Source organism: Vibrio sp. QJM3NY_27 (assembly GCF_057785955.1).
Genome location: NZ_CM173511.1, coordinates 2,377,099 through 2,401,763, shown reverse-complemented (window position 1 = coordinate 2,401,763; position 24,665 = coordinate 2,377,099). Strand labels below are relative to the sequence as shown.

The 24,665-nt window shown below is 43.2% G+C and carries 18 protein-coding genes; 6 read left to right on the top strand and 12 right to left on the bottom strand.

Features of this window, described 5'->3' with window-relative positions; genetic code table 11:
* Positions 1-77: 77 nt before the first annotated feature.
* The 5 genes from AC3CIA_RS10615 to AC3CIA_RS10595 form a co-directional block, all read right to left on the bottom strand.
* Positions 78-578, bottom strand: a complete 501-nt coding sequence (locus tag AC3CIA_RS10615) for a YfbU family protein (protein WP_004736527.1) — start codon at positions 576-578, stop codon at positions 78-80.
* 384 nt (positions 579-962) lie between these two features.
* Positions 963-1,703 (bottom strand): pyruvate formate lyase 1-activating protein, encoded by a 741-nt coding sequence (gene pflA, locus AC3CIA_RS10610; protein WP_004736528.1) that lies wholly within the window; start codon positions 1,701-1,703, stop codon positions 963-965.
* Between the two features lie 165 nt (positions 1,704-1,868).
* A complete protein-coding gene (locus tag AC3CIA_RS10605; RefSeq protein ID WP_488518100.1) occupies positions 1,869-2,870 on the bottom strand; it encodes a lipid A deacylase LpxR family protein in 1,002 nt (333 codons plus the stop codon).
* A gap of 202 nt (positions 2,871-3,072) precedes the next feature.
* Complete coding sequence (gene pflB, locus AC3CIA_RS10600) at positions 3,073-5,349, bottom strand: formate C-acetyltransferase (protein ID WP_102445107.1); 2,277 nt, start codon at positions 5,347-5,349, stop codon at positions 3,073-3,075.
* Positions 5,350-5,656: 307 nt separating this feature from the next.
* The gene (locus AC3CIA_RS10595; RefSeq protein ID WP_017083998.1) at positions 5,657-7,198 is read right to left on the bottom strand and encodes a DUF3360 family protein; all 1,542 of its coding nucleotides are present in this window, start codon (positions 7,196-7,198) and stop codon (positions 5,657-5,659) included.
* Positions 7,199-7,988: 790 nt separating this feature from the next.
* Between AC3CIA_RS10595 and AC3CIA_RS10590 the strand changes: the two genes are divergently transcribed.
* The 5 genes from AC3CIA_RS10590 to AC3CIA_RS10570 all read left to right on the top strand — a co-directional run bounded on the left by AC3CIA_RS10590 (position 7,989) and on the right by AC3CIA_RS10570 (position 14,354).
* Positions 7,989-8,759, top strand: a complete 771-nt coding sequence (locus AC3CIA_RS10590; protein ID WP_004736532.1) for an ABC transporter ATP-binding protein — start codon at positions 7,989-7,991, stop codon at positions 8,757-8,759.
* A 234-nt stretch (positions 8,760-8,993) separates the two neighbouring features.
* A complete protein-coding gene (locus tag AC3CIA_RS10585; protein WP_017095697.1) occupies positions 8,994-9,773 on the top strand; it encodes an ABC transporter substrate-binding protein in 780 nt (259 codons plus the stop codon).
* Positions 9,774-9,852: 79 nt separating this feature from the next.
* Entirely contained in the window at positions 9,853-10,593 is a 741-nt protein-coding gene (locus AC3CIA_RS10580) for an ABC transporter permease (protein ID WP_004736534.1), read from the top strand.
* A 2-nt stretch (positions 10,594-10,595) separates the two neighbouring features.
* Positions 10,596-11,273 carry an ABC transporter permease gene (locus AC3CIA_RS10575; protein WP_004736535.1) on the top strand — a complete coding sequence of 226 codons (678 nt, stop codon included), beginning with the start codon at positions 10,596-10,598 and terminating at the stop codon, positions 11,271-11,273.
* Between the two features lie 225 nt (positions 11,274-11,498).
* Positions 11,499-14,354 (top strand): ImpA family metalloprotease, encoded by a 2,856-nt coding sequence (locus AC3CIA_RS10570; RefSeq protein WP_488518099.1) that lies wholly within the window; start codon positions 11,499-11,501, stop codon positions 14,352-14,354.
* A gap of 135 nt (positions 14,355-14,489) precedes the next feature.
* Here AC3CIA_RS10570 and xthA read toward each other — a convergent pair whose 3' ends face one another.
* From xthA to emrD, 3 genes are all read right to left on the bottom strand, one after another.
* Positions 14,490-15,296 carry an exodeoxyribonuclease III gene (gene xthA / locus AC3CIA_RS10565; protein WP_065204914.1) on the bottom strand — a complete coding sequence of 269 codons (807 nt, stop codon included), beginning with the start codon at positions 15,294-15,296 and terminating at the stop codon, positions 14,490-14,492.
* Positions 15,297-15,467: 171 nt separating this feature from the next.
* Positions 15,468-17,558 carry a S9 family peptidase gene (locus AC3CIA_RS10560; protein WP_488518894.1) on the bottom strand — a complete coding sequence of 697 codons (2,091 nt, stop codon included), beginning with the start codon at positions 17,556-17,558 and terminating at the stop codon, positions 15,468-15,470.
* A 339-nt stretch (positions 17,559-17,897) separates the two neighbouring features.
* Positions 17,898-19,103, bottom strand: coding sequence for a multidrug efflux MFS transporter EmrD (gene emrD / locus AC3CIA_RS10555; RefSeq protein WP_488518098.1), 1,206 nt, complete (start codon positions 19,101-19,103; stop codon positions 17,898-17,900).
* 499 nt (positions 19,104-19,602) lie between these two features.
* Here emrD and AC3CIA_RS10550 point away from each other — a divergent pair, with 499 nt between their 5' ends.
* On the top strand, positions 19,603-21,720 hold the full coding sequence (locus AC3CIA_RS10550) for a methyl-accepting chemotaxis protein (RefSeq protein ID WP_237300139.1): 2,118 nt from the start codon (positions 19,603-19,605) through the stop codon (positions 21,718-21,720).
* Positions 21,721-21,878: 158 nt separating this feature from the next.
* Here the strand turns inward: AC3CIA_RS10550 and AC3CIA_RS10545 are convergent, their stop codons facing one another.
* From AC3CIA_RS10545 to AC3CIA_RS10530, 4 genes are all read right to left on the bottom strand, one after another.
* Positions 21,879-23,012 carry a ribosomal protein uL16 3-hydroxylase gene (locus tag AC3CIA_RS10545; RefSeq protein WP_488518097.1) on the bottom strand — a complete coding sequence of 378 codons (1,134 nt, stop codon included), beginning with the start codon at positions 23,010-23,012 and terminating at the stop codon, positions 21,879-21,881.
* An 85-nt stretch (positions 23,013-23,097) separates the two neighbouring features.
* Positions 23,098-23,268, bottom strand: a complete 171-nt coding sequence (rsmS, locus tag AC3CIA_RS10540; RefSeq protein ID WP_004736541.1) for a pleiotropic regulatory protein RsmS — start codon at positions 23,266-23,268, stop codon at positions 23,098-23,100.
* Positions 23,258-23,806: a primosomal replication protein gene (locus AC3CIA_RS10535; protein ID WP_488518096.1), complete on the bottom strand. Its 549-nt coding sequence runs from the start codon at positions 23,804-23,806 to the stop codon at positions 23,258-23,260. Before AC3CIA_RS10535 ends, rsmS begins: the two co-directional genes overlap by 11 nt.
* A 22-nt stretch (positions 23,807-23,828) precedes the next feature.
* Positions 23,829-24,608 carry a sulfite exporter TauE/SafE family protein gene (locus tag AC3CIA_RS10530; protein WP_004736543.1) on the bottom strand — a complete coding sequence of 260 codons (780 nt, stop codon included), beginning with the start codon at positions 24,606-24,608 and terminating at the stop codon, positions 23,829-23,831.
* Positions 24,609-24,665 lie beyond the last annotated feature (57 nt).

The window sequence follows — 24,665 nt, the reverse complement described above, 5'->3', positions numbered from 1 at the left end:
ACATTAAAAAAGGGTTACTCATGATGAGTAACCCTTTTTTGAAACTTTTTAAAAGTTAGAGCTGATCAATAAATGTATTAAGCGCTAAAGATTTGAGATAGCTCTGTCGCACATAGGTGGTACTGACGAGGGCAGTTGCGCCATGTTGTTAGCATGCGGCGGTATTTCTCTAGCATTGGCATTTGGCTATTGAAGTGGTGATCTGCTTTGTCGAATTGAGGGTAAAGACCTTCAGAATCAACAAGGAAACGTACGTAATGTACGCTCTGAGCTTCAGAAGCGATATCAAAACCTAGGAACTGTAGGCGACGTTGGTCTACTTCAGCACGTTCTTGTTCTGCTAGCATTTTGTTCGACTCTTGCATGGCATGGTACATCTCCATGATGTCGATAACTTCGCGACACTCGGCTTCAGTCAAACAGCCAAATTCTTTATTAAGTTCACGCATTTGAAGTTCGTAACCACGCTCTACAACCGTTTGTAGACGTTGGTATTTAGCTGAGTTCTCAGGATCCATTTGAGACATTAGGTAGTATTGATTTGATAGAATTAGACGCTGAGCATTGGTCATTTCCATGGGAGAAGCCTCACTAAAAAACTAAATGTTATATTCTTTTGTTGCAGTAAGAGTAACAGCATTCCTACGAGTGGAAACATGATCTCAACACGGATTTAATATGATTTTTTGAATTGATAAACAAAAGTTGTAAAGAAAAGTGAAAGGATTATTTTAATACCAATCACAGTAAATAAGTGATCATAAATAGCGCAGGAAAAAGGCTTGAGAACAAGGCAGAAAGTTTCGATAAGTGGTTATTCTACAATCAAAATTTCTAACGCAGTTATTGAGCGTTTTAACCAGCTAGGATGACCAACTATTTACTACGATTGGTATAATCATAAAAGAAAACGCCCCAATCGAAATTGAGGCGTTTAAAAACACTATGAACGTAAGTCTAGATTAGTACTTTACGTTTGAATGGTACTGGCTTAGAACAGCAACAATCTCGTCCATTTTCTCTTTGCTTGGCGGATTTGTACCTTCAAGAGGGTAGTCATAACCAAGCGCTTCCCATTTATGAGCACCAAGCTTGTGGTATGGAAGCAGTTCTATTTTCTCGATGTTATCCATGTCTTTAATGAATTCACCAAGAAGATGAGCATCTTCAGGCGTATCCGTGTAGCCAGGAACTATCACGTAACGAATCCACGTCTTCTTACCGATTTTATGCAGGTAGCGTGCAAAATCCAGAGTACGTCTGTTTGATACGCCAATGAAATCGTGGTGTATCTCATCTCGCATATGTTTAAGATCCAACATCACTAGATCAGAGGCTTCTAGTACTTCATCGACCACTTCAGTGTGCTTACGAATGTAGCCATTAGTATCAAGACAAGTGTGAATGCCTTCAGCTTGCGCCGCTTGGAAAAAGTCACGAACAAACTCAGGTTGTAGCATCGCTTCACCACCAGAACAGGTGATACCACCGCCCGATGCTTTCATGAAATGACGGTATGATTTTGCTTCGTTGATGATCTCTTCGACCGTTACTTCCTTTCCGTCATGAAGATCCCATGTATCGCGGTTATGGCAGTACATACAACGCATTAAGCAGCCTTGAAGAAACACAATGAAGCGGATACCAGGGCCATCGACAGTACCACAAGATTCGAATGAGTGAATGCGACCAGTTGTAGACATGAGCTATTCTCGTAGAGGAATTTATACCGTGTATTTTATTACAAAAACGGTACATAAAATAGGGTCAAATGGTAACGAGGTCTTTAAAAAGAAAGGCGATCACCTGTGAAGGTGATCGCCTTTATTAAACCCGGAAAAATAAAGGACAAGAGCCCTTGCTGGTGGTTAGAAGAAAGCAAACATAGTTATGCCACCAGTGGTATAAATCGATTCTTTCGCTTCTTTGTAATCAGGCGTTTTGGCCGTTAGCGCAAAAGAGGCACCAACGTATTGGTTATACCAAGCAACACCCAGTACGGCTGTCGCTTGGATGTTCTCTAATGTCACATCGTAGATCGCAGGGTTTTCGTTGTTTTTATTTGCGTATTCGTCAACACCAGAGCGATCACCTTCGATAGTGAGGTCGTTAAATCGGTAACGCCCTTCGAGGCCAGCATAGGTAAACCAACCCGTATTGGATGCGCCAATCATGCCAGCTTTAAATGGGTTTTCAGTGCTGATGTTAGCCGCGCCAAAGTTACCACCTAAGTCGGTACCCCAACGGAACATGAAGCCCGTTTGGATATCACTTCTAAAGTTGCCTACATTGATCTCTGAAACGTTAGAGATCTCGTAGTCTGTATTTGCTAGCGCTTGATTACGCATTATGTTGAAATGGCTTAAGTAACCAACGCTCCCCGCCCACTCATCGTCAACCTGATATTCCCAACCCATAGGCTCATCTGATTTTGTGATCGAGTGAACCAACTTTTGAGCATCTTCAGACAGTGCACGTTCGCCTGTTGTACCGAAGGTAATGTTAAAACGTTGGGCTTGTTGTGGGTTCAAACTGATATAGTTGAAATCTGTATGTAGGTAACCTGCGTATGGGCGGTCATTAGCCGATGGCGTTTCTAACTCAATATCAGAAGGCGTATACATCTTGTGGCCAATGGTGATTTCCCATTTATCTAGAGAGCTTGCGCCCCAGTAAGAGAGACTCAATGGTTTCACCCAATTGTATGGCGTAATACTTGACGATGTGTAACCCAGAAATAAGCCGTTGGTATAGTCTTGGTCGACACCAAAAATACCATCATTATCTAAAGCGAAAGTTAGCGTAGAACGCTCAGATGCTAAAGATGAAAAAGAGAGAAGGAGCAGGGGTAAACAACGCAGGTATTTCATGGAGCAGTTACTCTTAAATTATGAACCAAGATAGTACCGTAATTAGAGTTTAGGTGTGAAAAAAAAGTGAATAGATGACGGGTTTTTTGCTCAATCTGACGTTTCGTATAGTGAAGACGAAATAATAAATTTCTGGATGATATAAAAAAGCCCCGCACATTGGCGGGGCTAATATCATTTTACTTATCTATTTAGCGTGAGCTTATAGAGACTCAGTAAATGTACGTGCGATTACGTCAGCTTGCTGCTCTGTAGTTAGAGAGTTGAAGCGTACAGCGTAACCAGAAACACGAATCGTTAGCTGAGGGTATTTCTCAGGGTGCTTAACTGCGTCTTCAAGAGTTTCGCGGTTAAGAACGTTAACGTTAAGGTGTTGACCACCTTCAATGCCAGCTTCGTGGTGGAAGTAACCATCCATTAGGCCTGCAAGGTTAGCACGTTGGCTGTCTTGTTCTTTACCTAGCGCGTTTGGCACGATAGAGAAAGTGTAAGAGATACCATCTTGAGCATCAGCAAACGGTAGTTTACCTACAGACGTTAGTGAAGCTACAGCGCCTTTCTCATCACGACCGTGCATTGGGTTAGCACCCGGAGCGAAAGGAGCGCCAGCACGACGACCGTCTGGAGTGTTACCTGTCTTCTTACCGTATACCACGTTAGACGTGATAGTAAGAACTGACTGTGTAGGGATTGAATCACGGTAAGTCTTAAGCTTACGGATCTTGTTCATGAACGTAGAAACTAGTTCACAAGCAATGTCATCTACACGAGAGTCGTTGTTACCGTATTTAGGGTAATCGCCTTCGATTTCGAAGTCAGTTGCAATGCCATCTTCGTCGCGGATTGGTTTAACCGTCGCGAATTTGATTGCAGACAGTGAGTCAGCAGCAACAGACAGACCAGCAATACCACAAGCCATAGTACGACGAACGTCACGGTCATGAAGAGCCATTAGAGACGCTTCGTAGCTGTACTTGTCGTGCATGAAGTGAATGCTGTTTAGAGCTGTCACGTATTGCTTAGCTAACCAATCCATGAATGTGTCTAGGCGACCCATTACGTCATCGTAGTTAAGTACTTCGTCAGTGATCTTGTCGCCAACTGGGCCAACTTGCATTTTAAGCTTCTCATCAACGCCGCCGTTGATTGCGTAAAGCATCGTTTTTGCAAGGTTAGCACGAGCGCCGAAGAACTGCATTTGCTTACCAACGATCATTGGTGATACACAACAAGCGATTGCGTAATCATCAGAATCAAGGTCAGGACGCATTAGGTCATCATTTTCGTACTGGATAGAAGAAGTATCGATAGATACCTTCGCACAGAAACGCTTGAAGCCGTCAGGTAGTTGCTCAGACCAAAGAACAGTGATGTTTGGCTCTGGAGATGGACCCATTGTGTATAGAGAGTTTAGGAAACGGAAGTTCGAACGCGTTACTAGCGTACGACCGTCGATACCCATACCACCCATAGACTCTGTTGCCCAGATTGGGTCGCCAGAGAATAGCTCATCGTATTCAGGAGTACGTAGGAAACGAACCATACGTAGCTTCATTACGAAATGATCAATCATTTCTTGAGCTTGGTCTTCAGTGATTTTACCAGCAGCGATATCACGCTCAAGGTAGATGTCTAGGAAAGTCGAAGTACGACCTAGAGACATTGCAGCACCGTTTTGAGACTTAACAGCAGCTAGGTAGCCGAAGTAAGTCCACTGGATAGCTTCTTGAGCAGTTTGAGCTGGTTCAGAGATATCGAAACCGTATTTCTCAGCCATTTGCTTGATTTGACCTAGAGCACGATGTTGCTCAGAGATCTCTTCACGCAATTGCATTGTTGCAGAAAGATCTTCGCCGTTCTCGAAACGCTCTTGTAGAGATGCGAATTGAGCCGCTTTGTCTTTCATTAGGAAGTTGATACCGTATAGTGCAACACGACGGTAGTCACCAATGATACGACCACGGCCGTAAGCATCAGGAAGACCAGTCAGAACACCAGACTTACGACATTTTAGGATATCAGGAGTGTAGATATCGAAAACGCCAGCATTGTGTGTTTTGCGGTATTCTGAGTAGATTTTTGAAACCATTGGGTCAAGAGTTTCACCGTATGCTTTACAAGAACCTTCAACCATACGTACACCACCGTTAGGGATGATTGCACGTTTTAGTGGCTTCTCAGTTTGTAGACCAACGATAGTCTCAAGATCTTTCTCAATGTAACCTGCATCGTGAGCAGTAATGGTAGAGATAACAGAAGTATCGAAATCTACAGGTGCTTTAGTTGCGTTTTCCTGTTTGATACCTTCCATTACCGAAGACCAAAGCTTGTTAGTTGCTTCAGTACCCTCAGAAACTAGGAAAGACTCGTCGCCTTCATACGGCGTGTAGTTCTTTTGAATGAAATCACGAACGTTTACTTCGCTTTGCCACTCACCTGCAGCAAAATCTTCCCAAGCTTTAGCAAATTGCTCTGCCATGACATACCTACCTTTTTAGTAGAAAAAATACGTACATTAACACTGTTGAGCCAGCGCCCCTCGTAAGGGTAGTACACTCTTATTAATAACAATATATATGAGCATATTCGCATCATATGGTTATATATATTGTCACTACCTTTTATATGTTGTCTTTACTCTATGTATTCAAGACTACGCTAAAAAATTTCTGTAAACCTTAAACTAAATCAATAAATGCCAAAAAAAGTTGAAAAAAAATGGGTGGCAGGGGTTGCCACCCAAACTTTTTTTTAATACCAATACTACTTTTGTGTAGTTAGAACCATTATAGCCAAGCTTTTAGGCCATATTGACTTTCTAGCATACCAACTGCAAGCATTGCTACTAAACAGATAACCAAAACGCCAACTGGGATAACAATCTTGTCTACAAATGATAGACGCTTCGCACGCTCTTTATCACCAATTAGACCGTTATTATCTAGAAGCATAGTCAGTGCCCATGCTAATACTGGGTTAACAACCGCAGAACCGAAGATACAGATACCCGCTGCTTGAGAATCTTTTGAATCCTTAACCATTTGCATACCCGCTTCAAGTAGAGGCAGAGATACACCTACAAGCAGCGCAACACGCATCACTGGTGGCCATACAGCTACGTCCATTGGGAAACCAAGAATCGCAACAATAATACATAAAGAACCAAGCAAGATTGCGCCGCCAGGAATTGGACGTTTCGCGATTGCTGCTGGGATCATGTAAGTACCCCAAGAAGAAGTGATGTTACCACCACCAACTGCAGTGCCCACCATTTGACGAACTGAACACATAGTCATTGTGTCATCAACATCCATAAGTACTTTTTCAGAACGTTTAGGGTAGTTCAGTTCTTGGAAGATACGGTGACCTAGGAAATCTGGCGACCACATTGCTACAGCAAGAATTGCGAATGGTAAAGAAGCAATGAAGTGTTCAACGTTTGGCAAGCCAAGCATCCAACCTTCAGAAGTAGAACCCCACCAGTAAACTGGGTTTAGGTTTGGAATACCCATTTCAGTTTCGAATACGATATCGAAACCAGCACCTAGTGCTAATGCAATAGCAAGGCCTGTGAATGCACAAACTGGGATAGCCAACCAACGCTTGTTCACTTTTGCTAAGAAAGCGTAGATAGCAATCGTAATAGCAAGAACGATTAAACCAACGTAACCCATGCTGCCTGCTTCAACAGTAGAAGATTGAAGACCAACCGCCCATGCTTGAATCGAGTTAATTTGGCTCATGGTGCCTGTTAGGCCTAAGAAAATGAGTAAGCCGCCAGCGGTACCTTCCGAAGTCAGGTTAACCAGCTTGGAGCCGCCTTTTAGGAAACTTAGGATTAGACCGAAGACACCGATAAGGATTGCCAATGCAAGAGGGTGAGCACCAGCGAGAGCGATGGTACCAATAAGAGGGATCATTGGGCCGTGGTTGCCGGCAAGGTTTGCTTTAGGGTTGAAGAAACCAGAAGCAAGAATACAGAACAGCAGTGCAGGAATAAGCATTTCTACACGAGCGACTTCAATTGCGAAGTCTTTACCTAGGTTTACGTGATCCCAAGCTTGGGTTAGGCCATCAGCCCAAGACATCATTACTGCTGAGTACATCGCGATGATACCTATGGTACCAGCAAGTGCAGGAACAAGGTCTTCAAGTTCAAAACGGAAATCACGGCCTGGAAGGTTTAAACCGAAGCGGCGAGGCTTCATGATTTGAAGTTCGTGATCTAGATAATCTGAGCGGCTCTCAAATTCCGAAGAAGGGCGGTGTAGCTCTTTATAGCTTTTCTCTTCTACTTCAGAGTTCGCATTATTCACAACGTCTGACATAGATTCCTCATATTTTTATGTTAGTAATTCTAAAATTGAATTAAATAAGTTCGCGTAATTGCGTTATTTCTTAGTTATAACTTATTAACACTATGTTGCACGGTTTTGATGTGCTTTATGCAGCTAAGTTAAAAGAAATGTTTGGCATTTTTAATGCCTTATTTTGTATTGAGGAGTCTAACAAGCTTACCCTTTAGGGTGATTGATCTTGATCACTTTATGAGTGTATGTGAAAGAAAGCTACAAAACGCAGCGATTCATTAACGTACCGTTGATAAAAAGTGTAATTTGTTTTCACAAACTGACGTTTTCCAATCTTCTTTGAACCTCTCCCGCTATGGTATTAGCTGAATGCTTAACGCGTACTGAGTTATTTCACTATTATTCGATTGTCATCCATTCCTTTTGACATACTTACAATGTAATGACTTCAAACAGAACTGTGATTGATGGAGGGGGTGCGCTGAATGCTCTGGTTGCATGTTTTCGGCAGCGATGTTTCTAAGTTCACAAAACGTGTTTTTCTTGTGAGCTATCAGGCTACGAGAATCTCATTTTGATTAACTTTATTTAAACAATGTAAGAGTGGTAATTACGACTTATTGATAGAACTCATTCATTAAATTGAGGTGAAAACGCTACCTTTTGCATAATAAGTCAGAGTGAATCGCTATTTATTCCAAATTATTAGGTTAATAATTTGTTGCATGTTATTCCGTGTGGTGCTAGTTTGTATCGCATGAAAAGGTCGGAGTACCTTGCATTTTCACAAACTTGGGAGAGAAAGCGCATGAAAGATGTACCAGCGCTGGACATAAAGGATCTACACAAAACGTTTGGTCAAAATGAAGTTTTAAAGGGAATTTCACTTTCTGCGCATAAAGGCGATGTAGTCTCGATTATCGGATCTTCTGGGTCTGGTAAAAGTACTTTCCTTAGATGTATCAACCTTTTAGAGACACCTACCGCCGGCGAAATTTGGGTTAATGGCGAATTAATTCAAATGAAAAACAACCGCCAAGGTGTTTCAGTTCCTGCCAATGAAAAACAAGTACAGCGAATCCGTTCTCGCCTAGCGATGGTTTTTCAGGGTTTCAATCTGTGGTCTCACCTGACCGTTCTCGAAAATGTTATCGAAGCGCCTGTTCACGTCTTAGGTGTACCTAAAGCGCAAGCGATTGAAAATGCAGAGTTACTACTGAAGAAAGTTGGTCTGTATGAGCGTAAAGATTACTACCCGGGTCACTTGTCTGGCGGACAACAACAGCGTGCTGCTATTGCGCGAGCGCTAGCGGTTGATCCGGAGGTTATGCTGTTTGATGAACCAACATCTGCACTTGACCCTGAGTTAGTAGGCGAAGTGCTTGGTGTAATGCGCGATCTAGCAGAAGAGGGCAGAACCATGCTTGTGGTAACACATGAAATGGCTTTCGCTCGTGACGTATCGAACCATGTGATGTTCTTACATCAAGGTCTAGTGGAAGAACAGGGCGATCCAGCTAAACTGTTTACAGAACCTGAATCTGAGCGATTACAACAGTTTATCTCTTCTATCTATTAATGTTCTAAACGTTAGATGGGCTTCTACTAGCAGTAGAGCGCAGTAGAGAAGTAGAAAATAGATGGCTTCTTAAAAACAAAGCAAAGCGTTCAGACGAATCAAGATTGAAATACCGCCGCTAAGGAAAATGGCGACGGTATGAACAATAAAACACAACAAGTAAGTTAATAAGTAACAACAAACACAATATTAAAATTAGCAAAACATAAAAACCTAAATCACAGGAGTAGGGATATGAAAAAGTGGTTATTAGTCGCGGCACTTGCTGCAACTGCTGCAACTGCTGCAACGGGCGTAGCTCAAGCAAAAGAATGGAAAACAGTACGTTTCGGTATTGAAGGTGCTTACCCTCCATTTAGCTGGACGGAAGCTGATGGTTCACTAAAAGGCTTCGATGTTGACATGGCTAACGCGCTTTGTACCGAAATGCAGGTGCAGTGTAAGATCGTTGCACAAGATTGGGATGGCATTATTCCTTCTCTACTTGCTCGTAAATATGATGCGATCATCGCGGCAATGTCTATCACGGAAGAGCGTAAGAAAAAGATCGATTTCACTGGTAAATACGCACTTATCCCAAACAAGTTCATCGCTAAAAAAGGTGCAGGCCTTAACTTTGATGATCTAAGTGGTCAAAAAATTGCCGTTCAACGTGCAACAACTCACGATAAGTACCTAACAGACAACTACGGCGACACAGTAGAGATCGTTCGTTACGGTTCATTCGATGAAGCTTACCTTGATCTAGCTAACGGTCGTGTTGCTGCTGTACTGGGTGATGCATCGGCTCTAGAAGAAGGCGTACTAAACAAAGCGGGTGGTGAAGACTACGAGTTTGTTGGCCCATCACTAACAGATCCTAAATGGTTCGGCGATGGTTTTGGTATTGCTCTACGTAAGCAAGACAAAGATCTGACTAAGCAATTAGATGCGGCAATCCTTTCACTACGTGAAAAAGGCATCTACCAAGATATCGCAGCTAAATACTTCAACTACGACGTATACGGTCAGTAATATCTAGCGTCAATTCTTAAGGGAGAGGTTCTCCTCTCCCTGTCTTACCAACTTTTTCGCAGTTCTGTTGGAATTCATTATGTTTGATTTACAAGGATATGAAGCTTCGATCCTGAAAGGGGCGGTGCTTACAATCGAAGTTGCCTTGCTGTCGCTAATTTTAGCTATGGTTCTTGGTATGCTAGGTGCCTTAGCAAAACTTGCGCCTTATCGCTGGGCTCGTGCAATTGCAACCCTCTACACAACCGTTATTCGAGGCATTCCTGATCTCGTATTGATGATGTTGATTTTCTTTGGTGGACAAATCCTTTTAAACAACAGTTTGTATTCCATCAATGAGTGGCTCAATGAGTGGTTCACATCAAGTGATCCTAACCATGAATGGACCGCTTACTTACCTGATTATATCGATGTCAGCCCATTCATTGCTGGTGTCTTAACCATTGGCTTTATCTTTGGTGCTTACATGGCTGAAACTTTCCGTGGTGCAATCATGGCTGTCGACAGCGGTGAGATGGAAGCGGCAAAGGCCTACGGCATGGGACCCGTCTTAGCGTTCCGCCGTATTCTGTTACCTCAAATGATTCGTCACGCACTGCCGGGTTTTGGTAACAACTGGTTGGTTCTACTTAAGACCACCGCGTTGGTTTCGATTATCGGCCTAGAGGACATGGTACGTGTTAGTGCATTGGCTGCTGGTTCAACCAAAATGCCATTTACCTTTTATATGACAGTGGCTCTTATTTTCCTATTCTTCACCAGTGTTTCGACGGGCTTGCTTAAGTTGGTTGAACGTAAATTCAGTATCCACGCGAGGTAGTTATGGACTTTTCATTGATAATTGAAAGCCTGCCGATTTACCTTAGTGGTTTATGGACAACGGCTTGGATGGTTTGCGTCGCTTTGATCATTGGCTTATGTGTAGCAATACCATTAGCTATTGCTCGTAACAGTCCCAATATGCTGATTAACGCTCCAGCTTGGTCGTTCATCTATTTCTTCCGTGGTACGCCATTATTGGTGCAGTTGTACCTAATTTACTACGGAATGGATCAGTTCTTCCCAGTAAAAGATACCCTATGGGAAAATGCATGGTTTTGTGCTTTGGTGGCATTCATTCTTAACACATCGGCATACACAGCAGAAATCATTCGTGGCGCTATCAACGGCTTGCCTAAAGGTGAGGTTGAAGCAGCAAAAGCTTATGGTATGAGCACACCCAAGACATACCGCCGCATCATTCTGCCAAGCGCTTTACGTCGAGCATTACCAGCTTACAGTAATGAAGTTATCTTTATGCTTCATGGTTCGGCGGTAGCAGGTATCGTAACCATTATGGATCTAACTGGTGCTGCCCGTTTGGTTAACTCACGTTACTACGCACCATTTGAATCGTTCTTAACAGCAGGCCTATTCTACATGGGGCTAACGTTTATCATTATTGCGATTTTCAAATTCGCAGAGAAGCGTTTCCTTGCTTACCTAAGACCACTTAGCTAATTGCACTTTGTACAAATCATAGTTAAAAAAACGGCGCTTCTATAGCGCCGTTTTTTATAGCATTAAACAAGTCGTGTGATTTTGAATTCTACGAGCTTTCGAGAAGTTACGTCCCAACGAAATAGTTACCTTGCTTCAAATTAAACTAGCGTATTCATGAGATTGATTGCTTTAGGTTTGGCGATAGATAGACTCAGCAAAATTTTGTTGTTGTATGGAATAATGATGAAAAAGAGTAAGTTACTATCCAATTGGGTTCTTTGTGCTATTGCTTTATCACTTTTTGGATGTGGAGGTGGCAGCGGCGGTGAAAGTGCTCAAACTGGTTCTGGTGGTTCTGGTGGTTCTGGTGGTTCTGGTGGTTCTGGTGGTTCTGGTGGTTCCGGAGGAGAAGGAAACGAAGGCGACGGAAGTGGTGAGCCTGGTATCACTCCGGTTCCACAAACTGCTGTTCAAAAGGCGTTGGCCACAGGTGATGCTTCTTATGTTAAGGATTCCAAAGAGTTCATTGATGCCAGCCGAGCATTAGTTGCTCAATACAACTCGAACTTCAATCATATTAAGCAAGCATTATCCCAAAACTCTGAAGGAGAGCCTTTACGCAATCTTCATTGGGATCCAACACACGACACGGCAATTATCTTACCAACTTATGGCTTTAACGATGTCATCTTACAAACCAATAAAGCGATGCAAGATGGGTATTCCGACCAAGAGCTTGCCATTGGTATTGCGGGTTATACGTCAGATAACAGTCGCTATGCAGCATTGGCAAGTAACCCGTTTCGAACTAAGCAGCGCTTTCCAGATTCTGTTAACGAAGAGATGGATATTTGGCTAGAAAACTTGGTTAAGTGGGCTTCTGATAATGATTCGCCACAAAATGTCGTATTAGCTCAGCTCGATCAATCTCATTATTTTCCTGACGACCAAGCAACACGAGATTGGTTGACTAGTAATATCAATCCTTCAATGGTTATTAATGCCGACAATGCTTGTGATGGCGATAAGTTGAGTCAATGCGTTGAAAGCAATAACCCTGATTTACTGGTTTTGTCCCAAAAGCTGAATGATGGTGATGACATTGAAGATGTGATTACGGGTTTACGCTTGGCGTTCAATAAAAATATACCAGTGTTATACCTACATCTTGATGGCGGTATGACGGACTTAGGTAACGCGCTATTTTCAGAAATGCACATGACTTACGTTGGCGACAACTATTGGCGTAAGCTCGGTTTATCGAACTGGGATTCTACACAGCTGATAGATCGAATGCCGGATAATATTGTTCAACAACAAGCGCTTTTACAGCGTCTGAAAGACAACAGTTTCACCGTCGATCTGAATTCGTGTGATGACAAATCTTGTCCTGACGATTCCAACATGAATGAAGAGTTCTATGTCGCTGCGAACAGTATTCGTTTACACCTAACGACTCTTGATAGTAAAAAAATTGATCTGTTTGCAACCGATGATTACGAATATGAAAAGTTGTTGCTGTTACTCGCTGATCGTTATCGCCAAGATGTTCAATACCCGATGGGTAAAGGCGTAACTGAGAGAATCGAGTTTCTTCGTTCTTACTATAGTGATTACGCCACATACAACAGCCGTTTGTATAATGCAGCGCAACCAAGCTTAGGTAATTTCAGTTCTAAGAGTTTTGATAATGTACCGTTGGTCACCAAGCTTATTTCCTTAGAGTCTAAGAGAAACTTTCGTGCGGCTGGTGTCTATGCTTTGCCGGGTAAGACAATCAAAGTGACTCGTTTGGACAACAATGAGGTAGCGACATCGATAGCATTTAATACCCTACGTAGTGGCGCGACTCACGAATTTTCGGGTGATGACGGCTATGCTAGGCCGAAGTTTTTGACGTCAGTAACCTATCCAGTGAAAACAGGAGAGACGATTTCTCTGACTTCTGCCTATGGCGGAACATTACAGGTTCATTTTGATACCAATGATATTAATGTTGAGCTACGTTTTGAAAATGTTGCTCAACACCCTGTTTGGCGAAGTGAAGCCGACAACGACAGTTTTGTCGCGCAGCTGGAAGAAGGAAAGTTTGATTGGGCCGAGTTGGTTACACCTGGGTTCGAAGTCCATTCTAAACTAGACAAGATGAAAGAGTCTATCGGTGCCTCAGATTGGGCGCAGCCGCATGATATGGCACTCGCCACTGAGCGTTATGTACATAACTTTCCTCATGCGCTTGCAGGTTTTAGAGGTCCTGGGATTGATGAGATTACTGAAGTTCATCAATACGGTGAGGCAAAGGGCTGGGAAATTGCGAATATTGATATCGTCAAGCACATGAATGCCGATCAAGCGAATTGTGGTTACGGCTGTTCAGGAAACCCTTACGATGCTTACTGGTCTTTTCACCCGTTAGGGCATGGTGATCTTCATGAGTTAGGGCATGGCTTAGAGAGAGGTCGTTTCAGATTTTCTGGATGGGATGGTCATTCAACAACCAACTACTATTCGTATTTTAGTAAATCAAAATACTACAAAGACACCGGAAAGATATCTTCTTGCCAAGGCTTAGATTTTAAAGGGCAGTATCAGCTTTTACAGCAGAGCCGGACTCAACCTGATCCAAGTGCTTTTATGGCGGCTCAAAATCAAACTGGTTGGAGTTGGGGAGCTCGTATCTACATTCAAATGATGATGCTTGCAGAGCAGCAGGGTGTATTGCATTCGGGTTGGCATTTATTAGGGCGCTTGCACTTGATTGAGAGAGAGTTTAATCGCTTGAAAGGCGGTGATGAACTTTGGAACGATCGAAAAGGCTCGATTGGTTTTTCAGATTATACGAGACAAGAAGCGGTAGATATTACAAACAATGATTGGTTGCTTATCGCATTGAGTTACGTTGCAGAACGGAATATGACGCAATACTTAGATATGTGGGGATTCAGTTTCAGTGACAAAGCGAAGCAACAAGTCACAGCTCTTAGTCTAAGTAACATGCCTTTGACATATTTTGCATCGTCTAATCAAGGATATTGTTTAGATGAGTTTGCTAAGACGCCGTTAGACGTTGACGGCACGACCATTTGGCCGCTTAACTAGGTATATGACAGATAGAGTCACGAATAAAAAGAGAGGAGATATTATCTCCTCTCTTTCGTTATTAGCTTCTGATCAGCGTTGTGAGTACTATTTGCTTGCTACTTGATCTGGCTAAGTTTTGTTACCTAAAGATGACTATTTAAACGTCGACCAAATCGGAGCGTGGTCTGATGGTTTTTCAATGCCGCGTAGCTCGTAGTCGATGCCCGCTTCAGTACACTTATCAGCAAGCTTCTGAGTCGCAAGTACCACATCAATGCGTAGGCCGCGGTTGTCCACGAAGCCTTTTGAGCGGTAATCAAACCACGAGTATTGATCGTTCACTTCAGGGTGTAGTAAACGGAAGCTGTCCACAAAACCCCAATCCATCAGTGTTTTCAACCATTCGCGCTCTTCTGGTTGGAAAGAACACTTACCTGTTTTCAACCAACGTTTCGCATTAGGTTCACCAATACCGATATCAATATCGGTAGGGCTGATATTAATGTCGCCCATCACGATCACTTGTTCATCTTTGTTGTGGTAATCGTTCAGGTACGTCATTAAGTCTTTGTAGAACTCACGCTTATACGGGTATTTGGTTTCATGCTTAATGTTATCCCCTTGAGGGAAGTAGCCATTAAGCACGGTAACTTTTTCACCGTTTTCGTCTTCAAACGTCGCCATGATCATGCGCTTTTGATGGTCTTCATTGTCAGTAGGAAAACCCTTCTGCACAGAGATAGGCTCTTGTTTACACAGCATAGCTACACCGTAGTGCGCTTTTTGGCCATGGAAGTAAACCTTGTAACCCATCGCTTCAACATCAGTGAGCGGGAAGGCTTCATCGTGCACTTTAATCTCTTGAAGACCAATCACGTCGGGTTGGTGTTTGTCGATAATCGCTTGCAGTTGATGAAGACGGGCTCTAAGGCCATTTATGTTGAAGCTAATGACTTTCATTTGTTTTTATACCTCTCGTAAACCCTTGTGCTTGCTTGTTTATCAAGGGTTTGTTGATTTGGTGGATTTCATGGTTAATGGTATTTAACCATGCTTAATAATTTCTGTCGCCACTTTATAAAGACTAAATGGCTACGTTAAATTGTGTGAATACCTACAGTTACGCTGAGTCTACTGAGTTTTTAGTAAGTCTAAAAAGAACGCGTATTCAAGTGCGTCTTCTTTCAATCTTTTGAAGCGACCAGAAGCCCCGCCGTGACCAGCTTCCATATCGGTTTTGAACAGCAGCACGTTGTTGTCTGTTTTCATCTCACGCAGCTTCGCCACCCACTTCATGGGTTCAAAGTACTGTACTTGTGAGTCATGCAGGCCTGTTGTTACTAACATGTTCGGGTAGCTTTGAACTTTCACATTGTCATATGGCGAGTAACCTAGCATGTAATCGTAGTAGGTTTTATCGTTAGGGTTGCCCCATTCGTCATACTCGTTTGTGGTGAGAGGAATCGATTCATCAAGCATTGTCGTCACCACGTCTACAAACGGAACATGTGCACCAATACCACGGTACAGTTCTGGTGCTTGGTTGATGATTGCGCCCATCAATAGACCGCCAGCCGAGCCGCCTACCGCAAATACTTTATCCTTAGCGCCGTAACCTTCTTCAACAAGCCCTTTGGTTACATCAATAAAGTCGTTGAACGTGTTTTGTTTGGTCAGTTTCTTGCCATTTTCATACCAAGGGCGACCAAGCATTTCTGAACCACGAATATGTGCGATAGCATAAACGAATCCGCGATCAAGTAAGCTGAGGCGAGCCGATCCAAAGGTTGGTTCGATTGTGTGGCCGTAAGAGCCATAGCCGTATTGATAGATAGGGTTAGTGCCGTCTTTCTTGAATAAATCTTTACGATAAACCAAAGAGACAGGAACTTGCTTACCATCGCGAGCCGTTACCATGATTCGCTCTGATTGGTAGTTATCCGCTTCGAAATCACCTAATACGGGTGTCTGCTTCATTAGCTCAGGTTCACCTGTACTTAGATCGAAATCATAGTAAGTACCTGGCGTAGTTAAGCTGCTGTAATAGACACGAACTTTTGAGTTATCTAATTCATAGTTACTCGTTAGGTAAGCGGCAAATGCGGTATCGTTAAATTCAAGTGGGAACTCGTTGCCTGTTGAGAGTTGGCGAACTTTCACTGTAGACAAGCCATTCGCACGTTGCTCGTAAACAAGATGGTCATCAAACAGTTCGAAATCTACAAGTTGAGTGTCGTCGTCTGCTGGGATGACGTCGACCCATTTTGAACGGTCATGCATGTCTGCTGTGTTTACTTTCATTAAACGGAAGTTGATGGCTTGGTAGTTGGTGTCGATGTAATACCAATCATCTAGCTTAGCGATGCTGTACTCGATGCCAGTCTCTCGTGGGTAGAAAGGTTTTGCTTTCGCGTTTGGGTTGTTGGCATCAATGATCGAAACACCACTGGTTTCAGTGCTCGAGTGCCAAATATAGACCTGTTCACCGTCTTTGCTTTTACTCAAAGAGGTGTAATAAGCGCTGTCGGTTTCTTCGTAGATTAGCTCATCGCTTGTCTGAGATGTGCCCAATACATGTCGTAAAACTTGGTAACCCAGCAATGTTTGTGGATCTTTCTTGATGTAGTAGAAGGCTTGGTTGTCGTTTTGCCATGCAATTGCACTCGAGGCACCTTCAATTTCATCTTTCAGATATTCACCTGTCGTGAGGTCTTTAATCTTGATGGTGTAGATTCGGCGGCTAAGCGTATCTTCGCCATAGGCCAACAAGTTTTCGTTTGGACTGATCGTCAAGCCACCAACACTGAAGAATTCATGTTCTTTTGCCAGTGCGTTAACGTCTAAAATGATTTGCTTGTCTGCGCCTGCAAAGTCTTTTGCACGTAAGTGAACGGGGTATTCGTTGTGACCTGTGACTTCATTCGAATAGAAGTAGCTGCCTTTGCGAACCGGTACTGAATTGTCGTCTTTTGCGATTCGCTCTTTGATCTCTTCAAATAACTGTTCTTGTGATGCTTCAGTGTGTTTCAGCACGGCCTCTGCGTACTGGTTCTCTTGCTCAAGATGCTGCAAGATCTCTGGGTCTTGGCGTTCATCATCACGCATCCAGTAATAATCATCGATTCGGGTATCACTATGAATCGTCATTGCATGAGGGACTTTCTTAGCTACGGGGGCTTGGGTTTGATGTGCGATGAGTTGCGATGGAGAGTTGTGGTCCATGGTTGTTATTCCTTGATTGCTGCATCCGGCGACAAGCGCGACCGATACGGCTAATGTGGTTAAAGCGAAACGCATCTGTATATCCTTAGTGTGCACCTTACTCGTTTTAATGCCAGCATCCTTTGTAATCTGAACTTGGGTTCTTCCAGTGATGTTATTTATAATTGGATTCTGGATAGGCACTTTCAGCGTAAGTGTCTGTTATTGTTTTCAAAAAATCAAAGTAATGTTAAATGAAATTGCTGATACGCAAGAGTGGAAGGAATAAATGCGAAACAAAAAAGGACACACTTTTCAGTATGTCCCTCTTCGTTGTTTGGGCTGGGTTCGAGTTTTACTTTAGATAGCTAATGGCATTTCGTTTGAGTGGTCAGGTTTACGATTAACCCAACGTAAACCAAGCATGGCGATGAATGACATTGCAATCATCAAGCAACCGAGTGGCAGTTGGTCTTGAGCAGGGAAGAACGATGCCAATAGTGTTGCGATGCCAGCACCTAGATTTTGCATACCACCGAGGATCGCGCCCCCTGTACCTGCGTGGAATGGGAATGGCGAAAGCGCTCCCGTTGTTGCTGCTGGAAATAAGATACCAGCGCCTAAGAAGTAAATCGTTGCACCGCCAATCAAAGTTAATGCTGTTGTTTGACCGAATAGACCCGGTATCAATACCACTGTTGAGCCTACCAAGATAGCAACTAGACCAACATTCAGTACACGGCGCTCACTGCGACGTTGTGCGATGTAACTAGATAGGCCTGCACCGATTAAGTAACCCGGAATGGGTAAGACAAACAACAAGCTTACTGTGGTTGCTGGTAAGCCAAGTACGCCGCCAAGCAGCACGCCTGCCGCTGCTTCGAATACCGCTACGCCAGCAAAGGTTGCGACTAATACCAATAAGAAACCTTGGAAACGTTTGTCAGACAGAACGAATTTGTAGCTGTTGGCAACTGATTCATGCTTGCGTCGTTCTTTCGGTAGTGTTTCCATCATGCTCGTCATCATGGTGATCACAACAGCAATACCAAACAGTGCAAGGAATAAGTAGCTAGAACGCCAGCCGAAAGCTTCTGTTAGGTAACCGCCCAATACAGGAGCCATCAATGGTGAGAAAATCACACACATGCTAATCAAGCTGTTTGCACGGTGTAGTTCTGCGCCTTCAAAACAGTCGCGAGTCAATGTACGAGACATCGCACCGCCACAACCGATACCCAAACCTTGGATAAAGCTACCCGCTAAGAACCATTCATATTCATGAGCGAATAATGCGACCAAAGTACCGATGATGTAGATAATCAAACCAATCACGATGATCGGTTTACGACCTAGGCGATCAGAAAGTGGGCCGTAAATAAATTGCGACAGACCATAAGGGATCAAGTAACACGCCATCACTGCTTGCAGTGAAGATGCCGAAACTAAGAACTCACCCGACATATGACCGATAGAAGGCACGTACATCGTTTGAGTCATTTGACCTACAGCAGTCAGAATAGCGATTAAAAAGGTAAGTTTCGCTAATGGAAACGAGGCAGACATTTGCGTTTCTCTCCAAAAATTAAAGACGTAAAAAGCCTTAGCGCTCCTTTGAGGAGAGCCAAATGAATAAAGTGTTCAGGGAATCTAGGCGCGAGATATTAGAGGTTGAGTGCCGAGTTAGCAATCAAAAAGTGTGAAGTTGATCAAGATAAAAATCTATAGTTTGGATTATTAAAACTAATCTGAAATAGTTGTATTCTCAACGATCAAAAGGGGGAATGTTTTTCCTAGAAGTATCGATGCTATGGTTATGCCTAAAGTGTTAGTTCAACAGTTACATGGCCCATGATGGCGTGAATACATTTAGTTGAAATCACAGAAAAAAGGCAAAAGACACGCCCTATTAACATTTATGTAAACTTTCGTTTTATATGTAAGCAATTTGTGCTGTAATTATCCGCTAAGCTATTCGTCAAACTTATTTACATTGTGCTCTTCAATTCATCTCAATGTGGTAGTTACGGTTATGGAAGTCTTTTGGCTTAAATAAGGATATTAAATGCGCTCACTATCGGTACAGTGGAAAATCACCCTGCTTGCAGGCTGCTGTCTAATCATTACTTCACTGTCTCTTATTGGTTTTTCAATCTATAACGCGACCAGTAACCAACAAGTCATCAAATCTCAAAGCTCAGAATCAGTTATCAATAAAACTCAGCAGTTGCTGGCGTCTGTTTCTCAGCTTAATGCTCAAGAAACCCAACGCTATGTAGACGAAGCGGTTTACCGCGCAGAAATGTTAGCAGCCAGTGCTCAGTTTCTAAAGAACAATGCGGATGAAAACTTTACCCCAAGTGAAGAGCTTCGTACTGCGTTAGATGAAATGGTTCGTCGCTCAGTTTTGAACTTTGATTCTATTCAAGGTGCATATTTAGTTTTCCAACCTGATTTACTTGATGGTGAAGATGCGAATTATGTAGATGCGGACTATGTTGGATCTAATGAAAAAGGTCGTTTTGCTCCTTATTGGAAGGTGGCGGATAACGGCGAAAATGTTCTAGCGAACGTTCTGTCAGAACCTATCTTGAGCGATGATAGTAATAGCGAACGCTTTTATTGTCCTCTGTCTTCAGGGCAAACGTGTATTAGTACTCCACGAGTCGTGAACAGCGGTGGTACTGCATTACTTACCTCTTCAATTTCAGTACCTATCTTAGTTGATGATGTTGCTATTGGCTTCTTGGGTATTGACCTAAGGCTAGATGGCTTGACCAGTGTGGTCACGCAATCAGATCAAAGCTTATTTGATGGCGCTGGTGCCGCTTATGTTGTCAGCCTAGACGGTTCGGTTATTGCTTCAGATGACTCAAGTATTGCAGTCGGCTCGGTCTTTCAAAGTGACAATACCAACAGTGATTTAATGACCGACTTTATCTTCGGTGGCGAAGTCACGACTCAATGGAGTGAGAATGGTGAGTGGTTACTCGCATTTGCTCCTGTTACCGCGGCGAACCAAACTTGGGGCGTGTTGTTTGAGATCCCGCGTGAGAGCGTGGTTGCCGATGCTAACCGATTGGATTCAATCATTAGTACTAAAGTAAGCGAAGGCATCCAAACGGAAGTGATTGCAGGCGTCATCTTTATTCTTTTTGGTTTAGCTATTATCGCGTTTTCTTCATTGTCTATTGTTAAGCCTATCCGACAGGTAGTCGAAAGGCTCAATGATATCGCTTCTGGTGAAGGTGATTTGACTCAGCGCTTGGAAGTGAAATCTCAAGACGAAATTGGTCAGTTATCACAAGGGTTTAACCTGTTCTTAGACAAGCTTCAGCACACGATTAAAGAAGTGATTCAAACCACTGAGCAAGTGGCGAGCACGACAAGCCAAGCTAAGGCATCAGCATCAAGTACACGTGAAAGCAGTGAATCTCAATTTAAAGAAGTCGATCTAGTGGCAACAGCCGCAGAAGAGATGACTCAGACTGCTGGCTTAGTGGTACAAAATGCAGAAGTTGCAGTTGATGCTGCTTGTGAGGCAAACCGTTCTGCTCGACAAGGGCAACAAGTCATCGAACTCTCAGCTGGAGAAATGAGAAAGCTGGTGGAGCGTATGTCGAGTGCTGTTCCTATTGTTGAAGAGTTAGCTAAAAATAACGGTAACATCACCGAAATCTTAAGTGTTATTGAAGGGATCTCTGAGCAAACCAACTTACTAGCATTGAATGCAGCGATTGAAGCGGCGAGGGCGGGTGAGCAAGGGCGAGGTTTTGCTGTTGTAGCTGATGAGGTAAGAAACCTAGCAAGTCGTACGCAATCATCGGTTGGTGAAATCAGAGCGGTGATCGACAAGGTTCATGCTGGAACTCAAGATGTTGTCGAAGCGATACAAGAAGGTAATATCTTAGCCAACGATACTGCGTTACATGTTCAAAATGCAGTTGAAGATCTTGGTTCGATTTTCACTTCAATTGAAGAGATCAGCGATATGAATAGCCAGATCGTGAGAGCAGCAGAAGAGCAGCAATCGGTTTCCGGCGAAGTGAATCAAAGTGTGGTTAACATTCGCGACTTAAGTGCGAAAATTTTGGAACAAGCTGCAGCTTCTGAGCAAGTGGGCAGCGAAATCGAGCAACTATCTCAACAGCAACAGAAATTGGTGAACCAATTCAAGGTCTAGTAGTTTAAGGTTTAGCGGTTTAAGACTTAGCAGTATAAGGCTAGCTAACGGTTGAATCGAAAAAGGGACAAATGAAGATTTCATTTGTCCCTTTTCTGTTTTTCTGAGGCTATTAGGTTCTAGGGCTCGGTGATATTCATCGAAACCGATTAACCAAGTTAGTCTTCGATAAACCAGTAACCTTTGTTTACTAATTCAGTCACGACAGTTACACCTGAAGGAGTCAAAGTGGTTGCTGAGTTAATCACCGAGTCATCACACAGTACATTTAGTAGCGATGAATCCGCTTCTTCAACCTTGACCACTTCACCATTGATGTAAGCCGTGTTGCTTTCATTCTCATGGTAGAGCGCTTTTAAGCCCGATACTCGACAGATCTCACCTTCTGACTCTAAGTGCTGAGCGATCTCTTCTTCTGTCCATAATGGCTCAGGAGCGACGATATCAAGCTGGTGGCGTGATTGGCTTAGCAAACATCCCATGAATTCGCTGATGGTTTCAGGTTGCTCTAATGCAGATTTCAACATATCAGTTAGATTGCTTAAATCCGATGAACGAATCTTGCCGTAACCATCTTGCGTTTTGAATTCTGGATCGTGAAGATGAACGTCACCCATGTCATGAGCAAGTACAAAATCGGCGAAGTTGCTGATTAGCTCTTGTTCTTTAGGGGAGCGATAGCCAATAGAGTAGCTCATTGACGGCTCTAACGTGTTCCCTTCATGCGGGAAACCCGGTGGGATATAAAGGATATCGCCCGGCTCTAAAGTTTCATCAATGATCGGTTCAAAACCTTCGATTTGACGAAGTGCAGAAGCTAGAACGGTCTCTTTGTATTGGCCCACATCTTTTGCGCCGACTTTCCACTGGCGTTTACCTTGACCTTGAATGATGAATACATCGTATTGATCAATATGGGGGCCAACGCCACCTTCTGGTGCTGAGTAGCAGATCATTAGGTCGTCGAATAACCAGTTTGGTAAAGCTTGGAACGCTGCTGTCAGCTGATTTGCACCTTGGTGCCAGTGGTTCGCTGCTTGAACGATCAATTGCCAATGTGTTTCAGTTAGCTCGCCAAATTTTTCTTCGGAGAATGGACCATGTTCTGCAGTCCATTGGTTATCGAGATTAGAAACAAAGCGAGAATCCACTTCTTCTTCCATCGATAAACCAGCAAGTTCTTCCGGCGAAATTGGGTCGACGAAGTTTTGGAAGCCACCTTTTAAGATGGTTGGTTTTTTATGCCAGTAGTTTTCAAGAAATTCGGGCATAGAAAAGCTAAGTTGGTACATGTGAATCCTGTATGTTTTTATGCTAGATGCTAGATGCTAGATGCTAGATGCTAGATGCTAGATGCTAGATGCTAGATGCTAGATGCTAGATGCTAGATGCTAGTTTGGCTTGTAAATCTTGTTGGACAATCTTAATTGCTTCTAACGCCACTTTTGGGTCGATTTCGTTGCTTTCGAGCAGATAGATCAGGTCGACAGCTAACTTAACTTCTTCTGGCGCATTATCCAGTGGTGATGATGTGTTATCAGTGTTCATTTCGCTTAGGGTTCTCTAAGTTGATCAGTCTCTCAATATTTTTCATTGAGTCTTCACAGCGTTCTAATCGTTCTTTTGCTAATTGCCAAGCCTCGTCCGCTTTTTTCTTACTGTGGCGAGGCGCAGAATCAAACGCTAACTTTCGTACTCGTACTAAATCGACCAGTCGTTTTTGCCAATCTTGGTGCTGAGCGAGTTCGTTGTATAGGTCGTTGAGATTCTTGCCTGACTTACTTTTTCGGTCTAAGCGTAAATCATGGTTAGCGAGCTCCCTTTGGATTGCAGCTATCTGGTTAGTCAGCTTTTCCGTCAGGTAGTTGGCCCGAGATGCGGTCAGTTGATTTGTCGCTTGTTCACGAATAATGGTGTTGTACGTTGTTTGAGTTTCAAGTGCGTAGGGCAGTAAAATAGAAGAGCTGCACTTAAATAAGGTTCGGTCAAACAAGGCTTGATGATAAGCACCACGGGCTTTGTCGACCTGAGAACTGTGCCCAATTAGGGTATCCAGTATACTTTTAAGATTTGAAAAATGGTTCATTTCGCTTCCCATTGGCTGGTGGCTATAAGTTTACAAACCACGCTTCGTAAGCCAGTTTAATCGCAAGGACACTCACAACAGTCACAAAGACAGGTCGTATAAATGTAGCACCAAAGCGAATAGCAGAATGTGCTCCAACAAATGCACCAGCCATCAAACAAAGCCCCATGGTTAAACCTAGAACCCAATCAATATGACCGAGAATCGCAAAGGTCACCAAAGAGGTGAAGTTGCTAGTGAAGTTCATCGCTTTAGACAAACCAGAAGCCAGTAAGATATTTAAGCGATAAAGCGCCATAGAACTCACCGTCCAAAACGCGCCAGTACCTGGGCCTGCAACACCATCATAAAAGCCAAGAATGAATCCTTGGTACTTTTGTTTTCTTTTAAGTACCGGACACGGTTTAGGAGATACATTATGGCTCACATCCGGAGTCTTATGAAAAATGGTATAGACAGCAGCGGCAAGAATAACTAATGGCAATACCTTCTCTAACCATTCTGTACTGATGGCATCAACAGTTAGGGTGCCGATTGTTGCACCTATTAATGTCGATATGAATGCATTGGTCCAACATTCAGGTTTGAACAGTTTCTTACGATAGTAAGTAAAAGCGGCAGTTGATGAGGCAAACGTTGCGGCCAGCTTATTAGTTCCGAGTGCAATATGTGGCGGTAAACCAAGCGATAGCAAAGCTGGGACCGTTAACATCCCTCCGCCACCGGCGACAGCATCGATAAAGCCTGCTGCAAATGCAACCAAGGCAAGTATGACCAACATGGTTGGCTCAATCATTTCCATAAATAGCTAGTGTTCTCGTTATCGGCTGTTAGGGCAGCCACATGAATAATCAATGGA